Below are 18,499 nucleotides of genomic sequence, written 5' to 3'. Positions count from 1 at the left end.
TTTACTATTTAGAAACATCGATGCATTTCCCGTAATGACAGATAAACCAAGCAAAGTTAGGGAAAGTATAGACGTGATTTATGCGCATGTAACAAATCTATCAATAATGATAGTCTGTATATAAACACAGTATAGAAAAAGAGAAAACGCTCTAAAAATAAGGGGAGGCTTGGGTATTTTGAACACCTTTTAATCGAAATATAGGCTATCAGCTAAGGCTTTGTCGCAATACTGTATATATGTACAGTTTTAGGCATTCGCGAGTTATCCTAGAAGATAATCTGTCCATAATTTTTATTCGTATCAAAGTTATCTGCTCAGGATACATCCAGTTTCGGATCTAAACGAGAAATGCCTCTAAAAAAGGGAAGTGTATGTTAGTCATCTGTTACAAACTCATCTACATTTTTGCCTGCAGACAAAGCATCTACGTTGTCTGATATCCTTTTTCAGTGCATAACTGTTTGACCCGCTTCGGCGGGTTATTTTTTATTATGGGAATCTCATACATAAATTGTCTTCACTTGAGCAAAAACAGACATATTCAGGGAGAAACTTCGGCTCAATCGGCTGTGTGTATTAAGAACTTCTCAATTGAGCAAAGATGATGGAATTAATCTACTGATATGTCAGTAATGAAATTCACAGAAAGGCTAGGTAACCAAACCGTTGCAAAAGGACTAGAATGAAATCAGTTTCTTAGCTAACAAAGGAGCCTCAAATGAGTTTTCATGATCTTGGAAATATTGAGAAGAAAATCCATAAAAATGTAGAAACAGCTAAAGCGCAAACTAATGAATACACGCATCATGTAGAACAGTTCTACGCTCAAGTTAAACAATGGGTAAATCCATTGGTTCAAAATAACAAAGTAAAACTAAACCAGGTACAAGAAACACTTAAGGATTCTGAATCAGAACTTTATCACTTGAATGCCTTAGAATTCATCGCAGGAAAACATACCGCTTTCTTAACACCAAAGGGCATTGTAGGTGAAGGTTCTAAACAACAAGAGCTGATGGTGTTACGTGGAGCAACTGACAATCCAAGCTACAAATTCATCGTTAGCAAAGCAGGTTGCAGTTGGGAATCTAGCGCTAATAAATTCGAACCATTAACAGAAGCAAAATTTGGAGAACTCTTACAAAAAATCATCCAAATTAAATAATTAGCCTGCTTCAATTACAAAGATAAACCAGCCCCCAACACATCGTTTGGGGGCTTTTATTATATGTCTATTCTCGTAGATCTACCTACGAACTAACTGAATCACAATATGTCTTGGACGGATATAGTCGTATAACAACTCAAAACATTATCAATCGTCGATGGGTAGCCATCGATTCAAGCAAGAAACAAAACATTTCCCATGTGTATGTAGACTGCAGCCAGATTCACCACCCTAAATCTCGTAATAAACTAACTTCCCCCAAAACTGTACATGAATCATCGCAACATATCTCATGTAATCAGTACGTTACCTGTGATTGTTATTTCCTAACCAGAGTTAAATCCCGTAATGGAAATACCTATATATAAATACAATAATGAAAGGTTTTTTCTATAGATAAAATTTTAAGATGAACACAAAAAAGAGGAAGATTAGAACATCTCATCTAGAAAAAAACAGTTGAGATGATAAAGAGATGGTGTCTAAAAATAATATTTTAATTTCAATATGTTAGAGAAAATCAAAAAGAAATTAGTCAATCGGTTGGAGAAGTAGTACCAACCGATTGCAATCAACCCTACTGGTGAAAACTAGTTAACCATTGATTAACATTTACATCCATGTAACGTTCTACGCCACCGGGGAATCTAGCATTAGCTAAACGAACTACACCTGACCATTCAATAATCGATTTATCAACATCGTAGATTAGCCACATCTCTTCACAATTAACAAAAAGATCTGCCAAATCAATCATATTCATCTGATAGTAGGACTGATTAGAACTGAAGCTAGACATAGAAGGTCGGAGAATCTTGAAGTATTGAGATCTCGCTTTTGGGTAGCAGCTAACCAGATCTTTCTTTTTTAAATAAATCGTTCGAAGCTCTTCCAAGAAGCTCTGATTCAGTTCGGCCAATTCAGGAATAAAGTTTCCCTCTGCACGCTGAATGTTATCTGAAGTTTTTAATGCCAAATCATGCACGTGTTTAGATATGGTGTTGAGTTGATGTAGTAGTGAACTAACTTCATTTAGCTGGGCCATAAGTAAATCCTTCTACACTAATTGAGCTAACTAAAGTATATAACTCAATTTAAAATTCAATTTACCCATTTGGGGTTAATCGCTATCCGAAGCTAATGAATTTGACTACCAAAGAGGATTCAAAAAACTAGCCAAGACAATTGGTTAGAAAGCGAAGCTAAAATCAATTAATTACAGTGTCACGTTTTCCTTAAAGGAATGGTACAAGTAATGAAATCAACGCACATTTTGCTGAATAATAAAATGGACGGTAAAAGAAAAACCACTTAAACCGTAAATTCCCAGTTGAGATGAAGCTTCAACTTGAGCCCAATCAACCAGCATACACCGCGGGAACCTATAGCGTGCATCCAAGTAGTTACAGCGTGAACCAATTTGGCGGCTTGGAGTTGACGCGCTTTTGATTAATCATTGAACCCATCACACAGGGTAAGTCGTTATGATCAAGGTTTATTATGATGTGTTCAGCGACGACATGATCCAGTTGACCATCCCAGAGTTGAACATCGGTTACATGTGCAAAAGTCGTCGCGATATTGACAGTGCAGCAAGTGACTTCTGCAATGGCAAGCCGTTCGAACTTATCCAAGTCAATGACGATAATCGCAGGATAGCTCAAGGCGATGGCAACATCGAGTTTTGCTAACGGTGAGCGTAAAATCGAACCTAGATAAGGCATTGAAAATCAATGTTAAATCCAGATATCATAGTTCGCATTATGTTACCTTACGGTTAAATACAAGCGTATTTACTCTAATTTACTATCTACTCCTTTCGGAGTAGAAAAACATGAAGTACCACGAAATGACAAAAAACTACATTTTTCGTGAGTTAGAGTGCCAATTAAGCTTAGAAGAAACAGCAAAACTTTGTTTCAAAACTGTGAGGACAGTCAAAGAGTGGGATACAGGGAAAGAGATCCCTCCAGAGTGTAAGCGACTAATGAGGATAACAGCCAAAAGAGAATTACATCACGATGAACGGTGGGGACAGTTTGAATTAAGAGGTGGAAGAATGAAACTACCTAGTGGTCAATTAGTTTCACCTCAACAAATCATTACGGGAATCGCTTTATTGGAAATCCAGAGTGACAATGAAATCAAGGTATTACATAAACTATTAAGGTATGCGAGAGCAATTAGCAGGATGAAACAAAACTCACGTTAAATATTTTATGCATCTTCTTGTATAAGAAGAGTATTTATTCTAATCTCATATGGTAGGACAACACCTTGATACCCCAAAATTACGTTATCCGTTACGCCCGCGCCATATCGGGCTTTTTTTTTTGGGGGGGGAGGATCAAGGTTATTATTAAAATAAGAGTCACACTATCTTCCATTCAGCTCACAACCCTGTGAGCTTTTTTTTAGATGGTTCTATACTGTTATTACAACTTTGATATATCTTGGATTTGTTTTTATTCACCTGTCAGCATTGGCAGGTTTTTTTTGTCCGTAAGAAGATCCCCCCTCAGACTTAGGAAGATTGAGGAAAGTACCCCCGTAGTACAATGTCGGGGGTCTGGCGGCTGCCTCCCTGCTCAGTTCTCGCGAATCAGCAGCCGCCCAACCCCAAAACCTAACCCGAGACAAGAAACAGCTTGGAAACTCGAAACCAATAACTTGATCTCTTTTCCGCTCCCTTGCTTCAGTGCGCTTAGGCTTACTGCTTTAAGGCGAGCGGTATCAGTGTAAAAGCCTTAAAACCCTATTTCATCGAGTAACACAACAAAGACGCAAGAACCGGCACTATGTGTGCGCGGATGGTTCATCTATGGCTTGGCAAGGTGAAGGGCGGTTTTTCTCAGTGGTCTAGGACGCAGGTTGACGCACATTTAAGAGCAACAACCCCTTGAGTTAGGTGAGTGTGCTTTTACCGCTAAAGCGGTGGGTCGCTCCGCTCCAAGTCGCGCCAGCGCGAAATACTCAGGTGCTCAGACTAGAAACAAAGGGGAGGGAATATATAGCAAAAATAGGCAATTAATATATTTTACCACTTTAAATAAATATATTAATTGCACCATAAAGGGTAGGAAATATAAATATATATAAATGTTAATGAATAAATATAAATATGACTTTAACTATGTCACACTTTATATTTTACATGCTGAAAATATCGATAACCTTACTATTATTTCTCATGTCATCACCTCTTTGTGTTAATTGAGGCTCAATATCTTGAACGCTAGGAATTGCATTAATTGGCGGACAAGTCACCGTAAATGATTGGCTTTTAAACATCACCGATAATAAACAATCATCGTAATATTTAAAGGTTAAGCCTAACCGCTCCAACGTAGCCGATTGAATGTAAAACGAACCATTTGGGCTATCTAACCGAAAATAGTAACGCCTAAACCCTAACAACCAGTTAGACACATTTCTGCGACCAACAAACTCAACGCCCGTTACATACACCGCTTGGACACCATCCAGAGCGGGTATAGCAGCGATAAACGGCTTCACATTATCAGCAATATCCCCCTTAGAATTATCTTGATTGCTATTACTGCTATTAGCCACGCCCCCAGAATCCTTAGAACTGGCTTGAGTGGCTGGAGCGCCCAGCGAATCACTAGATTTAGATACCGTGGAAGCGGAAACCGTAGCACCTTGAACAGTCTCAACCACTTCTTGAGACGTAGCAGAACGATCGCGAAATAGTACATTTGACATACTCCAAATAAAGTAAATGAGCGCCCCGACACCAATCAAAATTGAAATGATGAACTTAGGGGATTTAAGCAGGGTTATATCTGCTGTGGACGCATTAAAACCGCCTGTCCCTGTAGACTTATAGAGCGCAAATACATCGATAGGAATCTTCTTACTAGTACAGCTTGCATAATCTGCCCGTGTTGTGGGGGCAGTCTTAGACGAGTTAGGAAGATGGTTAAAAATCCTAGGCTTACGTTTGCGAAAAAAGGTATCAGTAGAACGATGTGAATAGGCTTCTTGAGCACAGCCACGAAGCCAAGTGGGAATCGATGTCCAATCAGGAGTTAACATGATCACATCCCACTGGTATTTTCTATGCCGCATGAACGCACCATAGAAGTTAAATGGATAGACTAGCCGTCCAAGCTCATCATATTGAGTGCGTCCAGTATCATCCTCCTCACCATCATCACCGCGTTGGTCAACCGGAACGGGCAACCAACGAGAATAAAACAAGTCCATAAAATCGGCAGGAAGTAGGTCTTTGAAATGCTCAGGAGCGATATATTGTGACTTTTCCCGTTTGAATCCCACGTCAGCACTAAATAAGTCCTGACACTCATCAATGACCACCAGAGCGCCTATAGGCATCCAACAAAACCAGTTTTGCCAGAGTTTAACCCCCTCCTCAGAACGGCTGAAAATGCGAATCAAGCGGGCAGAAGCGGGGAACTTCTCGCCTAGTAAGTCCTCGATACCTTGAAGTGATTTAAGCCCCTCAATGTTCGTTACCACCAAGCGACCCGCACGAAGCGCAGGAACAACCTCAAACCACACTGCATAAGCTGACTTATAAGAGCCGTTAGAACCGTGTCGAAAATAGACCGCCATATCACCACCCCATAAGCCGTAAGACAAACGCAGTGGCAAAGGCATCAATAACAATTCGAACAGCCTGAACAACCCCCAACTGATAAGCGGCATAACGAATAGAGTCAGGCATCGCGTTAAATACATTACTTAGGACGGTATACACTTCATAATCACCAAGTAACATTTGCGCGACGTCATAAGCCATCATCACCGTTTGAATTTTGATATATAGATAGAACTTGAACGCCAAATAATAACAGTACGTCATGGCATCCATAAAAAAGGCAGGAATAGAAGCAAAAAACTCTTTGATGTAATAAAAGGCATCCGCTAAATAATTTAAGGCATCATAAATATATTCCATTTAAATCACTCCTTATTCCGACCAGCAGAAAGAATAATAAACGCCGCCATGAGCGTAGCGATAAATATAATGATGGAGCTAATTAGGCTTGTGTTATTACCTAATAACCCAAAGAGATTAAATGAGACACGCTGACCGCGAACGTCAAAGGATATACCGTCATAAGAGCCACCGTTAAAGTCAGCGACCCCCATCAACATAGGAGGATTTTTAACTAGCTGTTCGAATTGAGCTTGAAGCCCCTCGATTTCTGATTGAATACCCGTGACACCGTCACTAATAACTGTGCCAGCAGACCAACCGCCAGAAGTAGGAGAGCTGAACACATTACCATTACCGTTAATGATCCCATCCAGCTTTTCACCTAAGCCAGAGAACCCACTATCAACGGCATCTTTAACACCGTTAACCGCACCTGTAAGCGTATCAACACCGTCTTTAATCGACCCATCCAATGAACCAACATCATCGGCAAGACCATCAATTTTCCCCTCAAGGGGACTCAAGTCAACATCATTACCTGACCCACTCAAAGCGTTAACAATATCGTTAGTTTGGGCAGCTAAATAACTGGGTAACAAGTAACTCAAATCTTGGTTAAACCCCGACCTAAGACTTGAAACACGCGACTCAATATCAGTAAGGTCACGTCGAATAGCAGACGTTTGAGTACTTTGACCGCTACGAATATTGGAGATAATAGAGTTCTGCATGTTATAAGCATCGGAAGAACTAAATACCCCACTCAAATCAACATCGCCAATATCGAGGTTATCTAATTTATCCAATATCTCTTGTTGCTTAGCATCCGAATTTTGACCTAATTTGAAAATATCATCGCGTGCTTTTACAAGTTCAGCACGAAAATATTGATAATCGTTTTGCATGAGCTTAAACGTATCATTCACGTTAAATTTTAAGTCCTGATATGCTTGTGAAAACTGCTGCAAAATAGGGTTAAGCACATCTAACGACTTCTGAACATCGCCACAACCGAAATTCTTATCACAGCTTATTTCACCGCTAGGGGTAGGTTCAGGGTCACTCGTATTACCGCCAGCGTTTAATCCCTCAACCATTCCCTCAGTGCACACCTCACCATTACGTGAGGTAAAAGACATCGCCCAACATTCCCCATCCATACAGCCACGGCTACCAGGATATGATTTACAACCATCAACACATTGAACAGGGTCATCACCATATTGAGATTGAAGCCAATAAGTGGCAACGTCATGAGTAACAACGCCATGCTTACAAAAATAAGTATTTCCGTCATAGCAACCCACCGCATCAGGAGTGACAGAGCAATCGACACGAGGACTTTCACCCGCAAATGATTTGGGAATGCCAACAAACATTGTTAGAAGTAACAACATGAATAACATTAAAAAACGCGTAGCCATAAAATCACCAATAAAAAAGGGGGCAGAAGCCCCCTAACAGTTATTTATGATTAGCCGGAAATTACCCCCGTATACACACCATAAAGAAACGAGAATGTAATTAACGACGCGAGGGCAATTGTCGAAATCATGGTTACTTACGAAGCCATGACACAATCATGGTTAGACCAAAGCCCAACGCAGCCAGAGCAATAACGCCAGCGGTTACAGCGCCCACGTTTTCAGAACCTGCGGCAATCGCGTCAGCGATACCAGCAGCAGGCTCAGCGGAGGCAACGCCAGCAACTAGAGCAGTTGAAGCAGCAACGACTTTTACAGCATTTTGACGAACTAAAGTTTTGATACTCATAATGTATTTCCTTCTATCTATGCTTTACCAAAGTATTTTATGATGCGACCAAGTACATGACCGCTCACGAACGAGATAAGGGCTTGAGTAGTAACAAAGGAATACAAGTCCTTATCGAACTCCAACAACGACCAATCAAATTGACCGTTTACTAATTGCGTGAGTTGGTCTTTGGAGATAACCACAAGCTCACAAGAAGAACTTGAAGCCTGTAGAACCCCGTTAACCACCTCAACACAAATAGACATACCATCCCCCTTATTGAGGAAGTTTCAGCGATTCAGCGAAATGCTTTTTAATGTCCGCATCCACTGGAATCAACTTAGTGACAATCGAACCCGCTAATGGGTCAAGAGGGTTCAAATCAAGTTCGACTTCATATTCACGACGAGGAACCAAAGCGCCTACACGTTCCAACTGTTCCGCATATTTGCGGTCAATCATGATAGGTTGGTCATAACGAGCATTGACCTCACCAGATTCGCCATAAGTACGACGCTTATAGTTTTCCGTGTTTACTTCACGCAGAGGGCGCGAAATATTGAGTTGAGCAACATCACCTTGAAAGGTGTTAGTTACGAACGAAATACCCAGAACAAAGATACGTTGAGCCATGTTTATCTACTCCAATGCTTGAATTAATTTTCGGTGCATGGACGAGAACGACACCGACCCGTCATCACGCAGCAACATAGAAACCACTTTTTCTGAATCACCTTGATAGAGATCCATTAAGCTATTCACCAAACGACCGTATTGGCGTTTAGCCCAGAACGAAGCCGACAGCACATCACAGGCAACACGCTTTTTCGCCTTAACCGTGGTTCGAACTGGTTTAACATCCTCAGGCAGAAGTGAAGCCGCATAAGGACATAGCGCAGCAAATCCACCCAAAGGATTAAGCAAAATATCGGTATCCCATTTCTTGAGTTCGACTTCTGACCGATACCAAGAAAAATCAGGTTTTTCGATATTGCGCTCCAACTTCTTGTTATAAATGCGCCAATAAACGTTAGATTGACGCGAACCAATATCCCGCTCCTCACGAAAGAACACTTTCCCCGTGTCAGAGTATTGGTATTCATCCCCATTCTTAATCCGAGGAGAGAACCCGCGAGCACGTTTAAATAAACCAGCCATAGCCGCTTTTTCTGCCGCTTCACAGGTGTGAACACCGTCATAATCATCGAAAGCAAGGTCAAGACGTGCCAAGTGTTTTACACCAAGAATATGACTAAGCCAGTGATGAACATGGTTACAAGAACGCTGTGCAAACAGATGCTTGCAACCATGACCGTTAATCTGAAAGTGAATGGTATCGAGGTTGCCACCAAAGCCCACCTGACCACAAAAATCGGTGCCATTGGCATCGGTTAACACGAACGAATCACGGTAATAGTTGAACCCAAAACCACGAGGTGCACCGTAGTTAAACCCCAGAACATGCGTGATAAAACGTCTAACTGTTTCCTGTAGGTAATCAAGATAGACTTCACGAAAGTAATTGTTGTAGGACTCCAAATCCTCCACTGATTTAGCATGACCAGCGTTAAAAACTGGCTCAGTTGGGAAGTGAATACCAGAATAGGGCGACTCTTTACGGCAGTGACGAAAATCAGCCAATTTCACCGTAAAACATAGGTAATCAATGATTACAGGCGATTGCTCGTAATCTTCGATAAACGTGTATTCCTCAGGAGAATGGATTGTGAAATCCTTAGGCATTTCAGATTTGCGAGGACGGTGCACGTAATCGCCTTTTGGCAACTTAGAGAAACGGTCAAAGGGGTTAGTGTCCTCAATGCACAATTGAGCAAGGGGAGACGCGCCACAATCAGGACAAAAACCCGCTTTTTCGGTGTGATACGTTGAGCCGCACTCAGTACATGAATATCTCATAACTGAACCCCCATAATGGCTAAACGTTCATCAAGTGTTGTGCCTGTAATGTCATGCAATTCATAGCTGACACACTCAGAATCTAGGTAAGCAACCAAACGAGCATATGACTTGAAATAGTCCCAATCACCGAAAAGGAATACGTTACAAGCACCATCGGGACACATATCAACATACACATGCTCAGTCATATCAGCAGCCCTCAACGGTTGCAGGTACGTCAGCGAATTGGAGGCAAATATCATAGAATTCGCAAAATTCGCGATAGTCTGCATAGGACTGAAACGTTAATTCAAAGTAAGGAACACCAAACGAAGAAACGGAATAAGTTGAACCAAATTGCGAATGCGAAAGAGAAAGCGGTTGAAATGAAATGATCACCGTATAAGGCTCATCACCAGAACCAAGCAGAATACTGGCTACATGTTTAGCTGACAGAGAAAGCGCCAAATTAGGCATATAGGAAAACGTCAATTTCTTTGAATTAGGAAGAACTTGAACAGCCATAGCAACCACCTTGAACAGTTGACCGATAAAGGGAGCCGCTCCAAGCGAGAGCTTCAAGGGCTAACGCCCAGAGCGACATTGAGTAACCAAATATGGTGTAAGCCTATACACCAATTTTGGTTAACGCAATACACCAAAAACGGTTACGGTTGCGCTAAACTTGCAAAAAAGGAGGACTTGCCATGTACCAAAATCAACTGATTGAAGCCTACAAAAAGGCTCTAAACTACGTACAAGACAAGCAAATTGCACACGACATGAACATTCCGCAGCAAAGAATAAGTGATTTTCGAAGATGCAAACGCTATATGACTGATTCACAAGCGGTTTTTCTCGCTGAAAATGCAGGAATAGACCCACAGATTGCTTTAATTGGTTGTCACGCTGACCGCCAAGAGAATCCGCAGGTTAAGCAGCTATGGGAAAGCATCGCAAAAAAATTTAATGGGCATGGATTACATTTAAATACAATGGCTTACGTCAGTTTAACAGCGCTCGCCACTATGCCTTTTTTGCGCCTATCTCAGTACGCATTATGTATATTATGTTAAATTAAGTATCTACAAACCAAAGCCGGCTTTAAAGAACCCTCTTTTAAGTCAGCTTTGGTAGTGTTATTGAACATAATCGTATTTACCATAAAATACCTAATAATCATATTTATCATCTTCGATTAAAAATATGATTATTAGGGTCTGAACTAAAAGCCATGATTGCTAGATGATTAATGTACGATGTATTTAGCCAGAACGTGAGATAAATCTTTTGTGCGGATTGGTTTCATGATGAAGTCATCCATGCCGGCACTTAAGCATTGGGTTTTATCTTCGATCATGGTGTGAGCAGTCAAGGCGATGATTGGTAGCTTTAATCCCTTGTTTCTTATTAACTTTGTTGCTTGAATACCATCAAGTACAGGCATCGATACATCCATAAAGACTAAATCAAATTGCTCGTCAGACGTCAGCAAATCCACGGCCTCTTGTCCGTTATCCGCCAGTGATACGTTATACCCAAGACGATTCAAAATTAATTTGATAACCATTTGGTTGGTCTTGGTATCTTCTACAACCAAGATATGATTGTTCGATTGGATTGGTTCAGCAATCACTGTGGTTTTGATTTCGGGCACATCTACTTTTTCTGTGCTCAGTTTAGAACGTAACGGTAGCCGAATTGTGAATGTGCTACCTACATTCAGTTGACTCTTTACCTCGATCTTGCCATTCATCAATTCAACGAGATGCTTCGTTATCGTTAAGCCAAGTCCGGTACCACCATAAGTGCGAGTGATCGAACTATCAGCCTGGATAAATGGAGAAAAAAGTTGGTCAATACGCGCATCATCCATGCCAATACCCGTATCTCTAACCACAATAGTTAGCCAACTATCATTCGTTGCCAAATCTACATTAACGGAACCTTGTTTAGTAAACTTGATTGCGTTACCGACAACGTTAAACAGAATCTGAGTAAGCCTCGTTGGATCTAGCCAATAGAGACAAGATGAGCAAAGACTTTGATTTACAAAGAAATCGATGCCCTTTTCTTTAGCTAATTGATGATGATACGTTAGAGAATGGCCAAGCTTTTTATCCAAATCTATCCAGTTACACTGTAACATAAAGTGGCCAGATTCAATTCTAGTCAGATCCAATATGTCATTGATGATAACAAGCAATAGCTCTGCAGAGCTTTCCATCTGCTCCAATAAATTGCATTGCTCTTGATTACTGTCTTGGCGTAATACATCAATAAAACCTAACACTGCATTAAGCGGTGTTCTGAGTTCATGGCTCATCATTGCCAAGAATTGTGATTTGGATTGGTTGGCTTGTTCAGCTTGTCTTTGCGCAATAGAAAGTTCTCGCGTCTTTATGTTAACGAGTTGCTGAAGTTCTTCTTTATATTCAATGTCACTGATAGCGCGTTCTAATAAAGGGCGAAAACGCAACAAAGTTGCTTTAGTTTCGAGACTGAACTGCCCTTTTCTTCTGCCTATCAATAACAAGACTGAGTCACTGGCTTCTGCTCGAATCCCAGTCATCAGTGCAGTGCCGATCTGCATTTGTAATGGTCGGCTAAGATGGCGAAATTCATCCTGATTGCAAGGATCAAATAAAATGATGCCTTCACCATCTAAGACGCGTTGGAATTTATCCGTATGACGCCATTGTTTACCTTGGAATGCCACATTCGAGGTCAAGAAGGTAAAGAAGGACGAATGATGTTTACTCTTGGAGATAACGATGAAATCATCAAACTCAATATATCGACTTAGTACTTTCTTTAACTCATCAAATATTTTGTACTTATTGTCGGCATTACTGAGTGCAGACAACGCCGCTAGAATCACGCGGTTCTCTTCGGCTAAGCGTTGCTCACGTTCCTTACTGCGTTCTAACTCCAGTAAGGTTTCATTTAATAACTCTGCTTTATCTGAATTCATAGATCGTTAGTTACTCTGATTCATAAAAGATCACTGATGAAATCATCAGATTGCCATGGGCATTCTCGCCACAAATGAATCGTCCTTGTTCGCCAAAAGTAAACGGACATATAAAAGGTTGCCCATTCATTTGAGAAAGCAATTTGGCGTAAACTTTCTCAATTTCTGCTCCTAGTCGTAACATCGAACCACCGCAGTGAATGATAATTGCGCCTAGCACTAATGATTCATGATAGTTTTTCGTATTTGCCTCTTTCACAACGCGTGATGCCCTAGAGATCAACTGCTCTAAAGATCCGGTCATTAAACAAATACGTTCTCCATCTTCAACATTAGCAAATAACTCTAACCCACCTTCTGGTGTAAGCTGTAGAGGGTGTGTCAATTTATAATAGGGTTGATCGTAAATTGTTCCTGCAATTCGCCCGATTGGGAAACGCGCGATATGATCGAAGATATACTGCTCAGAAATCTGTTCACCAGCGTGCTGTTGAATCCACTCGCGATAGACATCTTTCGCAGGCTTCCCATCTATCTCATAAATTGTGCGTTCAGAGGATTTGGTAATCATCCCTTCAAATTCAGTCGGTGAATAACCTGCACTGAATCCGGTTGTCAATTGCTTGGATGGAAAGAACAACTGCATCGTTAGCCCATCATAACTAACACCTTTATCACTGATAATAGACCATTGGTGTTCGATATGATTATCGGCTGCACTGCCACCAATGATGGGAACTTGAGTACCAAATTTCTGATCGATGGCGTCGATAAAGGACTCTTCATTCCCTGGTGTGGCGTGTAAAACCACTAAGCTAGGCACTTCGCCAATACGGTCTGCGCTGTATAACGCTTGTTCAATCGTTTTTATAGCCGCTTGGTGATTGTCGTCACATGCCGCCATATCGATTAAGCCTGTACCGTAAGCACAAGGATGTTTGTCATAAATGCCCATCAGAGTGATCACAGGACCAAGATGAAAACCCGTCTCTGTCATTACGCCTTTGCAGGAAGAACAACCAATAAACGGTATGCCAGGAAACGTAGATTGAATGGCTGTGACCAGTTTTTCTGGTACATAATCTTCGGTGTAATAGCAAAGAAGAGAAACGAGGTCTTCCTGGAGAAGCTGCTCACCAAGTTCAGTAAGAGCCACCTTCTCATCGAGAACATGAGAAACAGAGGTTAAAAAACGCATCGACTTGTTAAGTATTGAATTTGGCTGCATTTATACCTCAAATTTCACATTGAAACGAAGTCTACACTACTAAGGATTCAATCTTGCTCGCAAAAATTGACTCTACTGTATCGTGTTAATGACTTTTATATTTACTTTCCCATTAATGAGAATAGTCGGCTTTTGTTCCATTTGGCTAACATCGATTGAAAATTTCCATTTACCCTCACCTAAATCTGACAACGTCCCCATATCGCTGCTGATTTGCCACTGGTGCGGAACAGGCGATATTTCATAAGTGCCCATCGCTGTACGAGTGATAGTGAGCTTTTGCGAGGAGACAGTGACACTGCACTGCTGCTCTCCTTTACATTCAACCGTTTTTACCTCGGTATAGGTCACCGTGCGCCAAACAAAAGCGATGATCAGTATCGCTAACATGAATACGATTTGGATTAATCTCTGTTTAGTGAGTTTTTCTGCTGCCATCGAATTACCCTTTGATAGTGCTTGATTTTTACACACCCATACCGCCAGCTGATGATGAAAAATACTGTTAAACTCTCAGTTTATATCAACACAACTGAGTATATTGCATGGCGTTTATCTTGATGTGAGTTCACACGATAAAGCATGAATATTATCAGTTAAGCCTAATGACGGACAGCGTACCTTACTCAATTACTGCTCATTTGCTTTATATTTGGGCAAATTTGATCAAACCGGACTCACTATCACTGCAATTACCCTACCGTCTTTTGTTATTGATTGTTGGTTTTAGCTACTTAGTTTTTTGTCCAACTTCACATAGCACTTTAAATAACAAGTAGTTATCAATTTATTTCTATCTTTTGCTAGTTGATAACACGCAAAAATTGATATTGTGGTAATTGCATGGCGTACAGAAAGTCATTAAATGAGATTTTTATCATTCAACTATCTGATTTTAATGATGTTTATTTTAACTATGCTTTATGTTTTAGTAGTGCTAAAATATTGACGTACATCAATTAGTGAAAGGTTATTATGATTTCTGAGAAGCCTGCTGCGAAGCGCATTCAATCTGGTGGTTGTGCTATTCACTGTCAAGATTGCAGTATCAGTCAGTTATGTATTCCGTTTACTTTGAATGAGTCAGAGTTGGATCAACTCGACCAAATTATTGAACGCAAAAAGCCGATTCAAAAAGGTCAAGAACTCTTCAAAGCGGGAGACGAACTTAAGTCCCTTTACGCAATTCGTTCCGGTACAATTAAGAGCTACACAATAACCGAACAAGGTGACGAACAGATTACCGCTTTCCATCTTGCTGGTGATTTGGTTGGCTTTGACGCGATTACGGGTGATGCTCACCCAAGTTTCGCTCAAGCTCTTGAAACCTCGATGGTTTGTGAAATTCCTTATGAAATCTTGGATGATTTGTCAGGCAAGATGCCTAAGTTACGTCAGCAAATTATGCGTTTGATGAGTAATGAAATCAAAGGCGACCAAGAGATGATCCTTCTGTTGTCTAAGAAGAATGCTGAAGAACGTTTAGCTGCATTCCTATACAACTTGTCAACACGCTTTTCTCAACGTGGGTTCAGTCCTCGTGAATTCCGTCTAACTATGACGCGTGGTGACATCGGTAACTATCTTGGTTTAACCGTTGAAACAATCAGCCGTTTACTTGGACGCTTCCAAAAATCAGAAATTTTGAGTGTGAAAGGTAAGTACATTACCATTCTCGATCATAGTGCTCTGATGGAAATGGCAGGCGTCACAAAAGAATCTTAGTAAGATTTTCAATGATGTAGCTCATTGTGGAGCTACATCATACTTCTCACCCTTTCCCCGCGTAATTTCTAATATAATCCTCAGTTCTGAGCTAAAGTAATCTTAGTGTCCTCCTCCAATGACAAGGAGAATGTTATGAGTATCTACAGCAAAATCTTAGTGGTTGCAGATATCAATCGTGATGATCAACCAGCACTGGCAAGGGCAACTCAACTTGCGGCACAAAGCCGTTCTAGAAGTCACATTACCCTATTCTTATCTATTTATGATTTTTCTTATGACATGACATCCATGCTTTCAGCTGATGAACGTGATGCCATGCGCCGTGGTGTTATCCATCAACGTGAGCAGTGGATGAGAAAAATCGCTGAACCTTATCTCAATGACAACTTTGATTTTGATGTCAAAGTCGTTTGGCATAATCGCCCTTATGAAGCGATTATTGGTGAGGTGTTTAGTGGTGAACACGACATTCTGATCAAAGGTACCCGCAAGCATGACGTGCTGGAATCGGTACTTTTTACTCCAACCGATTGGCACCTACTGAGAAAATGCCCCACTCCTGTTCTATTAGTTAAAAATGGGGAATGGCCACAAGGTGCCAGCATCATTGCTTCTGTGCATGTTGCATCAGAAATAGAAGCGCACTTAGATCTCAACGACACTATGGTAGAACAGTTGTTGTGTTTAAGTAATCGCCTCGATGCAAAACCTTATTTGGTTAACGCTTATCCGGTTACGCCGGCCAATATCACCGTTGAGTTACCAGAGTTTGACCCCACCGCTTATACCGATGCCGTTCGAGGTCATCATTTAACAGCGATGAAAGCACTCAGACAAAAACATGGCTTACCTGAAGAAAATACAGTGGTCATGCAAGGCCTACCAGAAGACATCATTCCTAAAGTAGCGCGAGAGCTCAATGCCGGCATGTGTATTATCGGCACTACCGGGCGTACTGGACTTTCTGCTGTATTTATTGGAAACACCGCAGAGCATGTGATTGATAAGATCGATTGCGATATCCTCGCACTAAAACCAAATGGTTACATCAGCCCCCTTGACCCACACAATGGTCATTAGTTGAAATTAACGTCCCCTGTGCATATGCTCAGGGGATTTTTTCGTTTTGAAGCGCTAAAAACTGGAATCTGTCCTATTTATGCGTATCATACGCACTTCATTTTGTTTTCAAGATTAAGACTGCAAGCTAATGACTGAGCAAACTCAAGAGCTAACCAAAGCTCAACACTATAATTTTAATAAACTGCAAAAACGCATTCGTCGTAATACAGGCCAAGCTATTGCTGATTTCAATATGATTGAAGAAGGCGATCGCATCATGGTTTGTCTATCTGGCGGTAAAGACAGTTTTACCATGCTTGATATTCTGATGAGTTTGCAAAAAAGTGCACCAGTCTCATTTGAACTTGTGGCAGTTAACTTAGACCAAAAACAGCCAGGTTTTCCAGGTCATATCTTGCCTGAATACTTAGAGAGCCTAGGCGTCGAATATAAAATTGTCGAAGAAGACACCTACTCTATTGTTCAAGACAAAGTGCCTGAAGGTAAAACCACCTGTGCCCTTTGTTCTCGACTACGTCGTGGTATCTTATACCGTACAGCAAAAGAATTAGGTGCAACCAAAATCGCGCTTGGCCATCACCGTGATGACATTTTGGAAACCCTGTTTCTGAACATGTTCTACGGCGGCAAAATGAAAGGTATGCCACCTAAGTTAGTATCCGATAATGGTGAACATGTGGTGATTCGTCCTCTCGCTTACTGTCGTGAGAAAGACATTATTAAATACTCTGATTTACGTGGTTACCCAATCATTCCATGTAACTTGTGTGGTTCTCAACCTAACCTACAACGACAAAACATCAAACAGATGTTGAATGGATGGGATAAGCAATTTCCAGGTCGCATTGAAACCATGTTCCGCGCGATGCAAAACGTAGTTCCTAGCCACTTAGCTGACTTTGAGCTATTTGATTTTAAATCAATAGATCGTGATTCAGGTGTCATTAATGGCGGCGATATCGGTTTTGATAAAGAAGAGATGCCACAGCAACCAATCGATGATGAAGACAGTGTTGTCTCATTTGATCCAAGCCTTCAGTTGGATGTGACCAATCTTTAATCTATAAATTGATAAAAAAAGCTGCTTTTAGCAGCTTTTTTTATGACCATTTTCACTACATAAGCGCTCTAATCACACTCACTTCTAGGGGGACATCAACCCATTGCTGTTGGGTCAATTCAGAGATAGTGATCGTTCGATGGTGATATTCCGTGGTATTCATTTCTGTTTGTGTATACCACAAGAAATCAAGACCACTGATACTAGGTTCTGGACTAAAATTAATTGGGCCAAAAACCTCTTTACGCATCTGCGACATCTCAGACACTATGCTTAATAGATAGCGGGTTGAAATACGCCCTCCCTTCGGATATCTCACGATCATCAGCGGCTTATATTGGCAATAGCTATCAATTTGTGTATCCACAAATACGTGTGGGTTTATTGAATGGAACACCACTCGTGATGGCAAGATAAGTCCCTGCTCTAAACTCGATGTGAGTGGCATCACTTTGTCTTCTTTCGACATCCAAGCATCTGTTATGGTACAGAGACTTTCATCAGCCTGATTAATAAAAAAAAGGCCCACTTTAACATCGGGGTATCGATTTACCTCGTTAAAGCGGACCTTATGATGAAGATCAGAATAATAGAAAAAATAGTGTTGCGCATTAGCCTTTGCTGTTATGCCTAACAGAGTTAATACCCAAAGTATTAACCAGCAGAATTTCATG

General features: G+C 40.9%; 22 protein-coding genes. 7 read left to right on the top strand and 15 right to left on the bottom strand.

Translation table 11 applies throughout. From position 1 onward, the window contains the following. Positions 1-721 precede the first annotated feature (721 nt). Positions 722-1,168, top strand: a complete 447-nt coding sequence (locus OCV11_RS08185) for a hypothetical protein (RefSeq protein ID WP_261896170.1) — start codon at positions 722-724, stop codon at positions 1,166-1,168. A gap of 580 nt (positions 1,169-1,748) precedes the next feature. Here OCV11_RS08185 and OCV11_RS08180 read toward each other — a convergent pair. Next, positions 1,749-2,216, bottom strand: a complete 468-nt coding sequence (locus tag OCV11_RS08180; RefSeq protein WP_261896169.1) for a hypothetical protein — start codon at positions 2,214-2,216, stop codon at positions 1,749-1,751. A 290-nt stretch (positions 2,217-2,506) separates the two neighbouring features. Between OCV11_RS08180 and OCV11_RS08175 the strand changes: the two genes are divergently transcribed. Then, positions 2,507-2,620 (top strand): single-stranded DNA-binding protein, encoded by a 114-nt coding sequence (locus OCV11_RS08175; protein WP_373332808.1) that lies wholly within the window; start codon positions 2,507-2,509, stop codon positions 2,618-2,620. Here the strand turns inward: OCV11_RS08175 and OCV11_RS08170 are convergent. Next, the gene (locus OCV11_RS08170) at positions 2,575-2,895 is read right to left on the bottom strand and encodes a hypothetical protein (protein WP_261896168.1); all 321 of its coding nucleotides are present in this window, start codon (positions 2,893-2,895) and stop codon (positions 2,575-2,577) included. The genes OCV11_RS08175 and OCV11_RS08170 overlap by 46 nt on opposite strands. Positions 2,896-3,005: 110 nt before the next feature. On the opposite strand from OCV11_RS08170, the gene OCV11_RS08165 reads away from it, so the two are divergent. Continuing rightward, positions 3,006-3,383 carry a regulator gene (locus OCV11_RS08165; protein ID WP_261896166.1) on the top strand — a complete coding sequence of 126 codons (378 nt, stop codon included), beginning with the start codon at positions 3,006-3,008 and terminating at the stop codon, positions 3,381-3,383. A gap of 938 nt (positions 3,384-4,321) precedes the next feature. Here the strand turns inward: OCV11_RS08165 and OCV11_RS08160 are convergent. The 9 genes from OCV11_RS08160 to OCV11_RS08120 all read right to left on the bottom strand — a co-directional run bounded on the left by OCV11_RS08160 (position 4,322) and on the right by OCV11_RS08120 (position 10,277). Next, the gene (locus tag OCV11_RS08160) at positions 4,322-5,815 is read right to left on the bottom strand and encodes a zonular occludens toxin domain-containing protein (RefSeq protein ID WP_261896165.1); all 1,494 of its coding nucleotides are present in this window, start codon (positions 5,813-5,815) and stop codon (positions 4,322-4,324) included. Next, positions 5,772-6,116, bottom strand: coding sequence for a DUF2523 family protein (locus tag OCV11_RS08155; RefSeq protein WP_261896164.1), 345 nt, complete (start codon positions 6,114-6,116; stop codon positions 5,772-5,774). Before OCV11_RS08155 ends, OCV11_RS08160 begins: the two co-directional genes overlap by 44 nt. 5 nt (positions 6,117-6,121) lie before the next feature. Next, positions 6,122-7,522, bottom strand: a complete 1,401-nt coding sequence (locus tag OCV11_RS08150; RefSeq protein ID WP_261896162.1) for a hypothetical protein — start codon at positions 7,520-7,522, stop codon at positions 6,122-6,124. Between the two features lie 133 nt (positions 7,523-7,655). After that, complete coding sequence (locus OCV11_RS08145; RefSeq protein ID WP_261896161.1) at positions 7,656-7,871, bottom strand: hypothetical protein; 216 nt, start codon at positions 7,869-7,871, stop codon at positions 7,656-7,658. 17 nt (positions 7,872-7,888) lie between these two features. Then, complete coding sequence (locus OCV11_RS08140; RefSeq protein ID WP_261896160.1) at positions 7,889-8,119, bottom strand: transcriptional regulator; 231 nt, start codon at positions 8,117-8,119, stop codon at positions 7,889-7,891. 10 nt (positions 8,120-8,129) lie between these two features. Next, positions 8,130-8,486 carry a DUF1293 family protein gene (locus tag OCV11_RS08135; RefSeq protein WP_261896159.1) on the bottom strand — a complete coding sequence of 119 codons (357 nt, stop codon included), beginning with the start codon at positions 8,484-8,486 and terminating at the stop codon, positions 8,130-8,132. A 6-nt stretch (positions 8,487-8,492) separates the two neighbouring features. Beyond that, a complete protein-coding gene (locus OCV11_RS08130) occupies positions 8,493-9,770 on the bottom strand; it encodes a replication initiation factor domain-containing protein (protein ID WP_261896157.1) in 1,278 nt (425 codons plus the stop codon). Further along, a complete protein-coding gene (locus OCV11_RS08125) occupies positions 9,767-9,961 on the bottom strand; it encodes a hypothetical protein (RefSeq protein ID WP_261896155.1) in 195 nt (64 codons plus the stop codon). Before OCV11_RS08125 ends, OCV11_RS08130 begins: the two co-directional genes overlap by 4 nt. Position 9,962: 1 nt before the next feature. Continuing rightward, complete coding sequence (locus tag OCV11_RS08120) at positions 9,963-10,277, bottom strand: hypothetical protein (protein WP_261896154.1); 315 nt, start codon at positions 10,275-10,277, stop codon at positions 9,963-9,965. Between the two features lie 182 nt (positions 10,278-10,459). Here OCV11_RS08120 and OCV11_RS08115 point away from each other — a divergent pair, with 182 nt between their 5' ends. Continuing rightward, the gene (locus OCV11_RS08115; protein WP_261896153.1) at positions 10,460-10,828 is read left to right on the top strand and encodes a DUF3693 domain-containing protein; all 369 of its coding nucleotides are present in this window, start codon (positions 10,460-10,462) and stop codon (positions 10,826-10,828) included. A 173-nt stretch (positions 10,829-11,001) separates the two neighbouring features. Here the strand turns inward: OCV11_RS08115 and OCV11_RS08110 are convergent, their stop codons facing one another. The 3 genes from OCV11_RS08110 to OCV11_RS08100 form a co-directional block, all read right to left on the bottom strand. Next, positions 11,002-12,726 carry an ATP-binding protein gene (locus tag OCV11_RS08110; RefSeq protein WP_261896152.1) on the bottom strand — a complete coding sequence of 575 codons (1,725 nt, stop codon included), beginning with the start codon at positions 12,724-12,726 and terminating at the stop codon, positions 11,002-11,004. A 10-nt stretch (positions 12,727-12,736) separates the two neighbouring features. After that, positions 12,737-13,924 carry an FIST signal transduction protein gene (locus OCV11_RS08105; protein ID WP_261896255.1) on the bottom strand — a complete coding sequence of 396 codons (1,188 nt, stop codon included), beginning with the start codon at positions 13,922-13,924 and terminating at the stop codon, positions 12,737-12,739. A 102-nt stretch (positions 13,925-14,026) separates the two neighbouring features. After that, complete coding sequence (locus tag OCV11_RS08100; protein WP_261896150.1) at positions 14,027-14,392, bottom strand: hypothetical protein; 366 nt, start codon at positions 14,390-14,392, stop codon at positions 14,027-14,029. A 537-nt stretch (positions 14,393-14,929) separates the two neighbouring features. Between OCV11_RS08100 and OCV11_RS08095 the strand changes: the two genes are divergently transcribed. The 3 genes from OCV11_RS08095 to ttcA all read left to right on the top strand — a co-directional run bounded on the left by OCV11_RS08095 (position 14,930) and on the right by ttcA (position 17,825). After that, a complete protein-coding gene (locus tag OCV11_RS08095) occupies positions 14,930-15,679 on the top strand; it encodes an FNR family transcription factor (RefSeq protein ID WP_261896149.1) in 750 nt (249 codons plus the stop codon). A gap of 135 nt (positions 15,680-15,814) precedes the next feature. Further along, on the top strand, positions 15,815-16,762 hold the full coding sequence (gene uspE / locus OCV11_RS08090) for a universal stress protein UspE (protein ID WP_261896147.1): 948 nt from the start codon (positions 15,815-15,817) through the stop codon (positions 16,760-16,762). A 130-nt stretch (positions 16,763-16,892) separates the two neighbouring features. Beyond that, entirely contained in the window at positions 16,893-17,825 is a 933-nt protein-coding gene (gene ttcA, locus OCV11_RS08085; protein ID WP_261896146.1) for a tRNA 2-thiocytidine(32) synthetase TtcA, read from the top strand. 55 nt (positions 17,826-17,880) lie between these two features. Here ttcA and OCV11_RS08080 read toward each other — a convergent pair whose 3' ends face one another. Next, the gene (locus OCV11_RS08080) at positions 17,881-18,498 is read right to left on the bottom strand and encodes a DUF2987 domain-containing protein (RefSeq protein ID WP_261896145.1); all 618 of its coding nucleotides are present in this window, start codon (positions 18,496-18,498) and stop codon (positions 17,881-17,883) included. Between the last annotated feature and the right edge of the window lies 1 nt (position 18,499).

Source organism: Vibrio porteresiae DSM 19223, from assembly GCF_024347055.1.
Lineage (GTDB): Bacteria > Pseudomonadota > Gammaproteobacteria > Enterobacterales > Vibrionaceae > Vibrio > Vibrio porteresiae.
The sequence above is the reverse complement of the archived record's forward strand: the minus strand, read 5'-3'. Positions and strand labels throughout refer to the sequence as shown.

Bases quoted from the DNA above. Each gene is read 5' to 3' on its own strand.
- OCV11_RS08150 (WP_261896162.1), bottom strand. From the start codon at position 7,522: ATGGCTACGCGTTTTTTAATGTTATTCATGTTGTTACTTCTAACAATG.
- OCV11_RS08130 (WP_261896157.1), bottom strand. From the start codon at position 9,770: ATGAGATATTCATGTACTGAGTGCGGCTCAACGTATCACACCGAAAAA.
- OCV11_RS08080 (WP_261896145.1), bottom strand. From the start codon at position 18,498: ATGAAATTCTGCTGGTTAATACTTTGGGTATTAACTCTGTTAGGCATA.
- OCV11_RS08140 (WP_261896160.1), bottom strand. From the start codon at position 8,119: ATGTCTATTTGTGTTGAGGTGGTTAACGGGGTTCTACAGGCTTCAAGT.
- OCV11_RS08105 (WP_261896255.1), bottom strand. From the start codon at position 13,924: ATGCGTTTTTTAACCTCTGTTTCTCATGTTCTCGATGAGAAGGTGGCT.
- OCV11_RS08100 (WP_261896150.1), bottom strand. From the start codon at position 14,392: ATGGCAGCAGAAAAACTCACTAAACAGAGATTAATCCAAATCGTATTC.
- OCV11_RS08155 (WP_261896164.1), bottom strand. From the start codon at position 6,116: ATGGAATATATTTATGATGCCTTAAATTATTTAGCGGATGCCTTTTAT.
- OCV11_RS08175 (WP_373332808.1), top strand. From the start codon at position 2,507: ATGAAGCTTCAACTTGAGCCCAATCAACCAGCATACACCGCGGGAACC.
- OCV11_RS08170 (WP_261896168.1), bottom strand. From the start codon at position 2,895: ATGCCTTATCTAGGTTCGATTTTACGCTCACCGTTAGCAAAACTCGAT.
- OCV11_RS08110 (WP_261896152.1), bottom strand. From the start codon at position 12,726: ATGAATTCAGATAAAGCAGAGTTATTAAATGAAACCTTACTGGAGTTA.
- OCV11_RS08160 (WP_261896165.1), bottom strand. From the start codon at position 5,815: ATGCCTTTGCCACTGCGTTTGTCTTACGGCTTATGGGGTGGTGATATG.
- OCV11_RS08135 (WP_261896159.1), bottom strand. From the start codon at position 8,486: ATGGCTCAACGTATCTTTGTTCTGGGTATTTCGTTCGTAACTAACACC.
- OCV11_RS08145 (WP_261896161.1), bottom strand. From the start codon at position 7,871: ATGAGTATCAAAACTTTAGTTCGTCAAAATGCTGTAAAAGTCGTTGCT.
- ttcA (WP_261896146.1), top strand. From the start codon at position 16,893: ATGACTGAGCAAACTCAAGAGCTAACCAAAGCTCAACACTATAATTTT.
- OCV11_RS08120 (WP_261896154.1), bottom strand. From the start codon at position 10,277: ATGGCTGTTCAAGTTCTTCCTAATTCAAAGAAATTGACGTTTTCCTAT.
- OCV11_RS08165 (WP_261896166.1), top strand. From the start codon at position 3,006: ATGAAGTACCACGAAATGACAAAAAACTACATTTTTCGTGAGTTAGAG.
- OCV11_RS08185 (WP_261896170.1), top strand. From the start codon at position 722: ATGAGTTTTCATGATCTTGGAAATATTGAGAAGAAAATCCATAAAAAT.
- OCV11_RS08095 (WP_261896149.1), top strand. From the start codon at position 14,930: ATGATTTCTGAGAAGCCTGCTGCGAAGCGCATTCAATCTGGTGGTTGT.
- OCV11_RS08180 (WP_261896169.1), bottom strand. From the start codon at position 2,216: ATGGCCCAGCTAAATGAAGTTAGTTCACTACTACATCAACTCAACACC.
- OCV11_RS08125 (WP_261896155.1), bottom strand. From the start codon at position 9,961: ATGACTGAGCATGTGTATGTTGATATGTGTCCCGATGGTGCTTGTAAC.
- uspE (WP_261896147.1), top strand. From the start codon at position 15,815: ATGAGTATCTACAGCAAAATCTTAGTGGTTGCAGATATCAATCGTGAT.
- OCV11_RS08115 (WP_261896153.1), top strand. From the start codon at position 10,460: ATGTACCAAAATCAACTGATTGAAGCCTACAAAAAGGCTCTAAACTAC.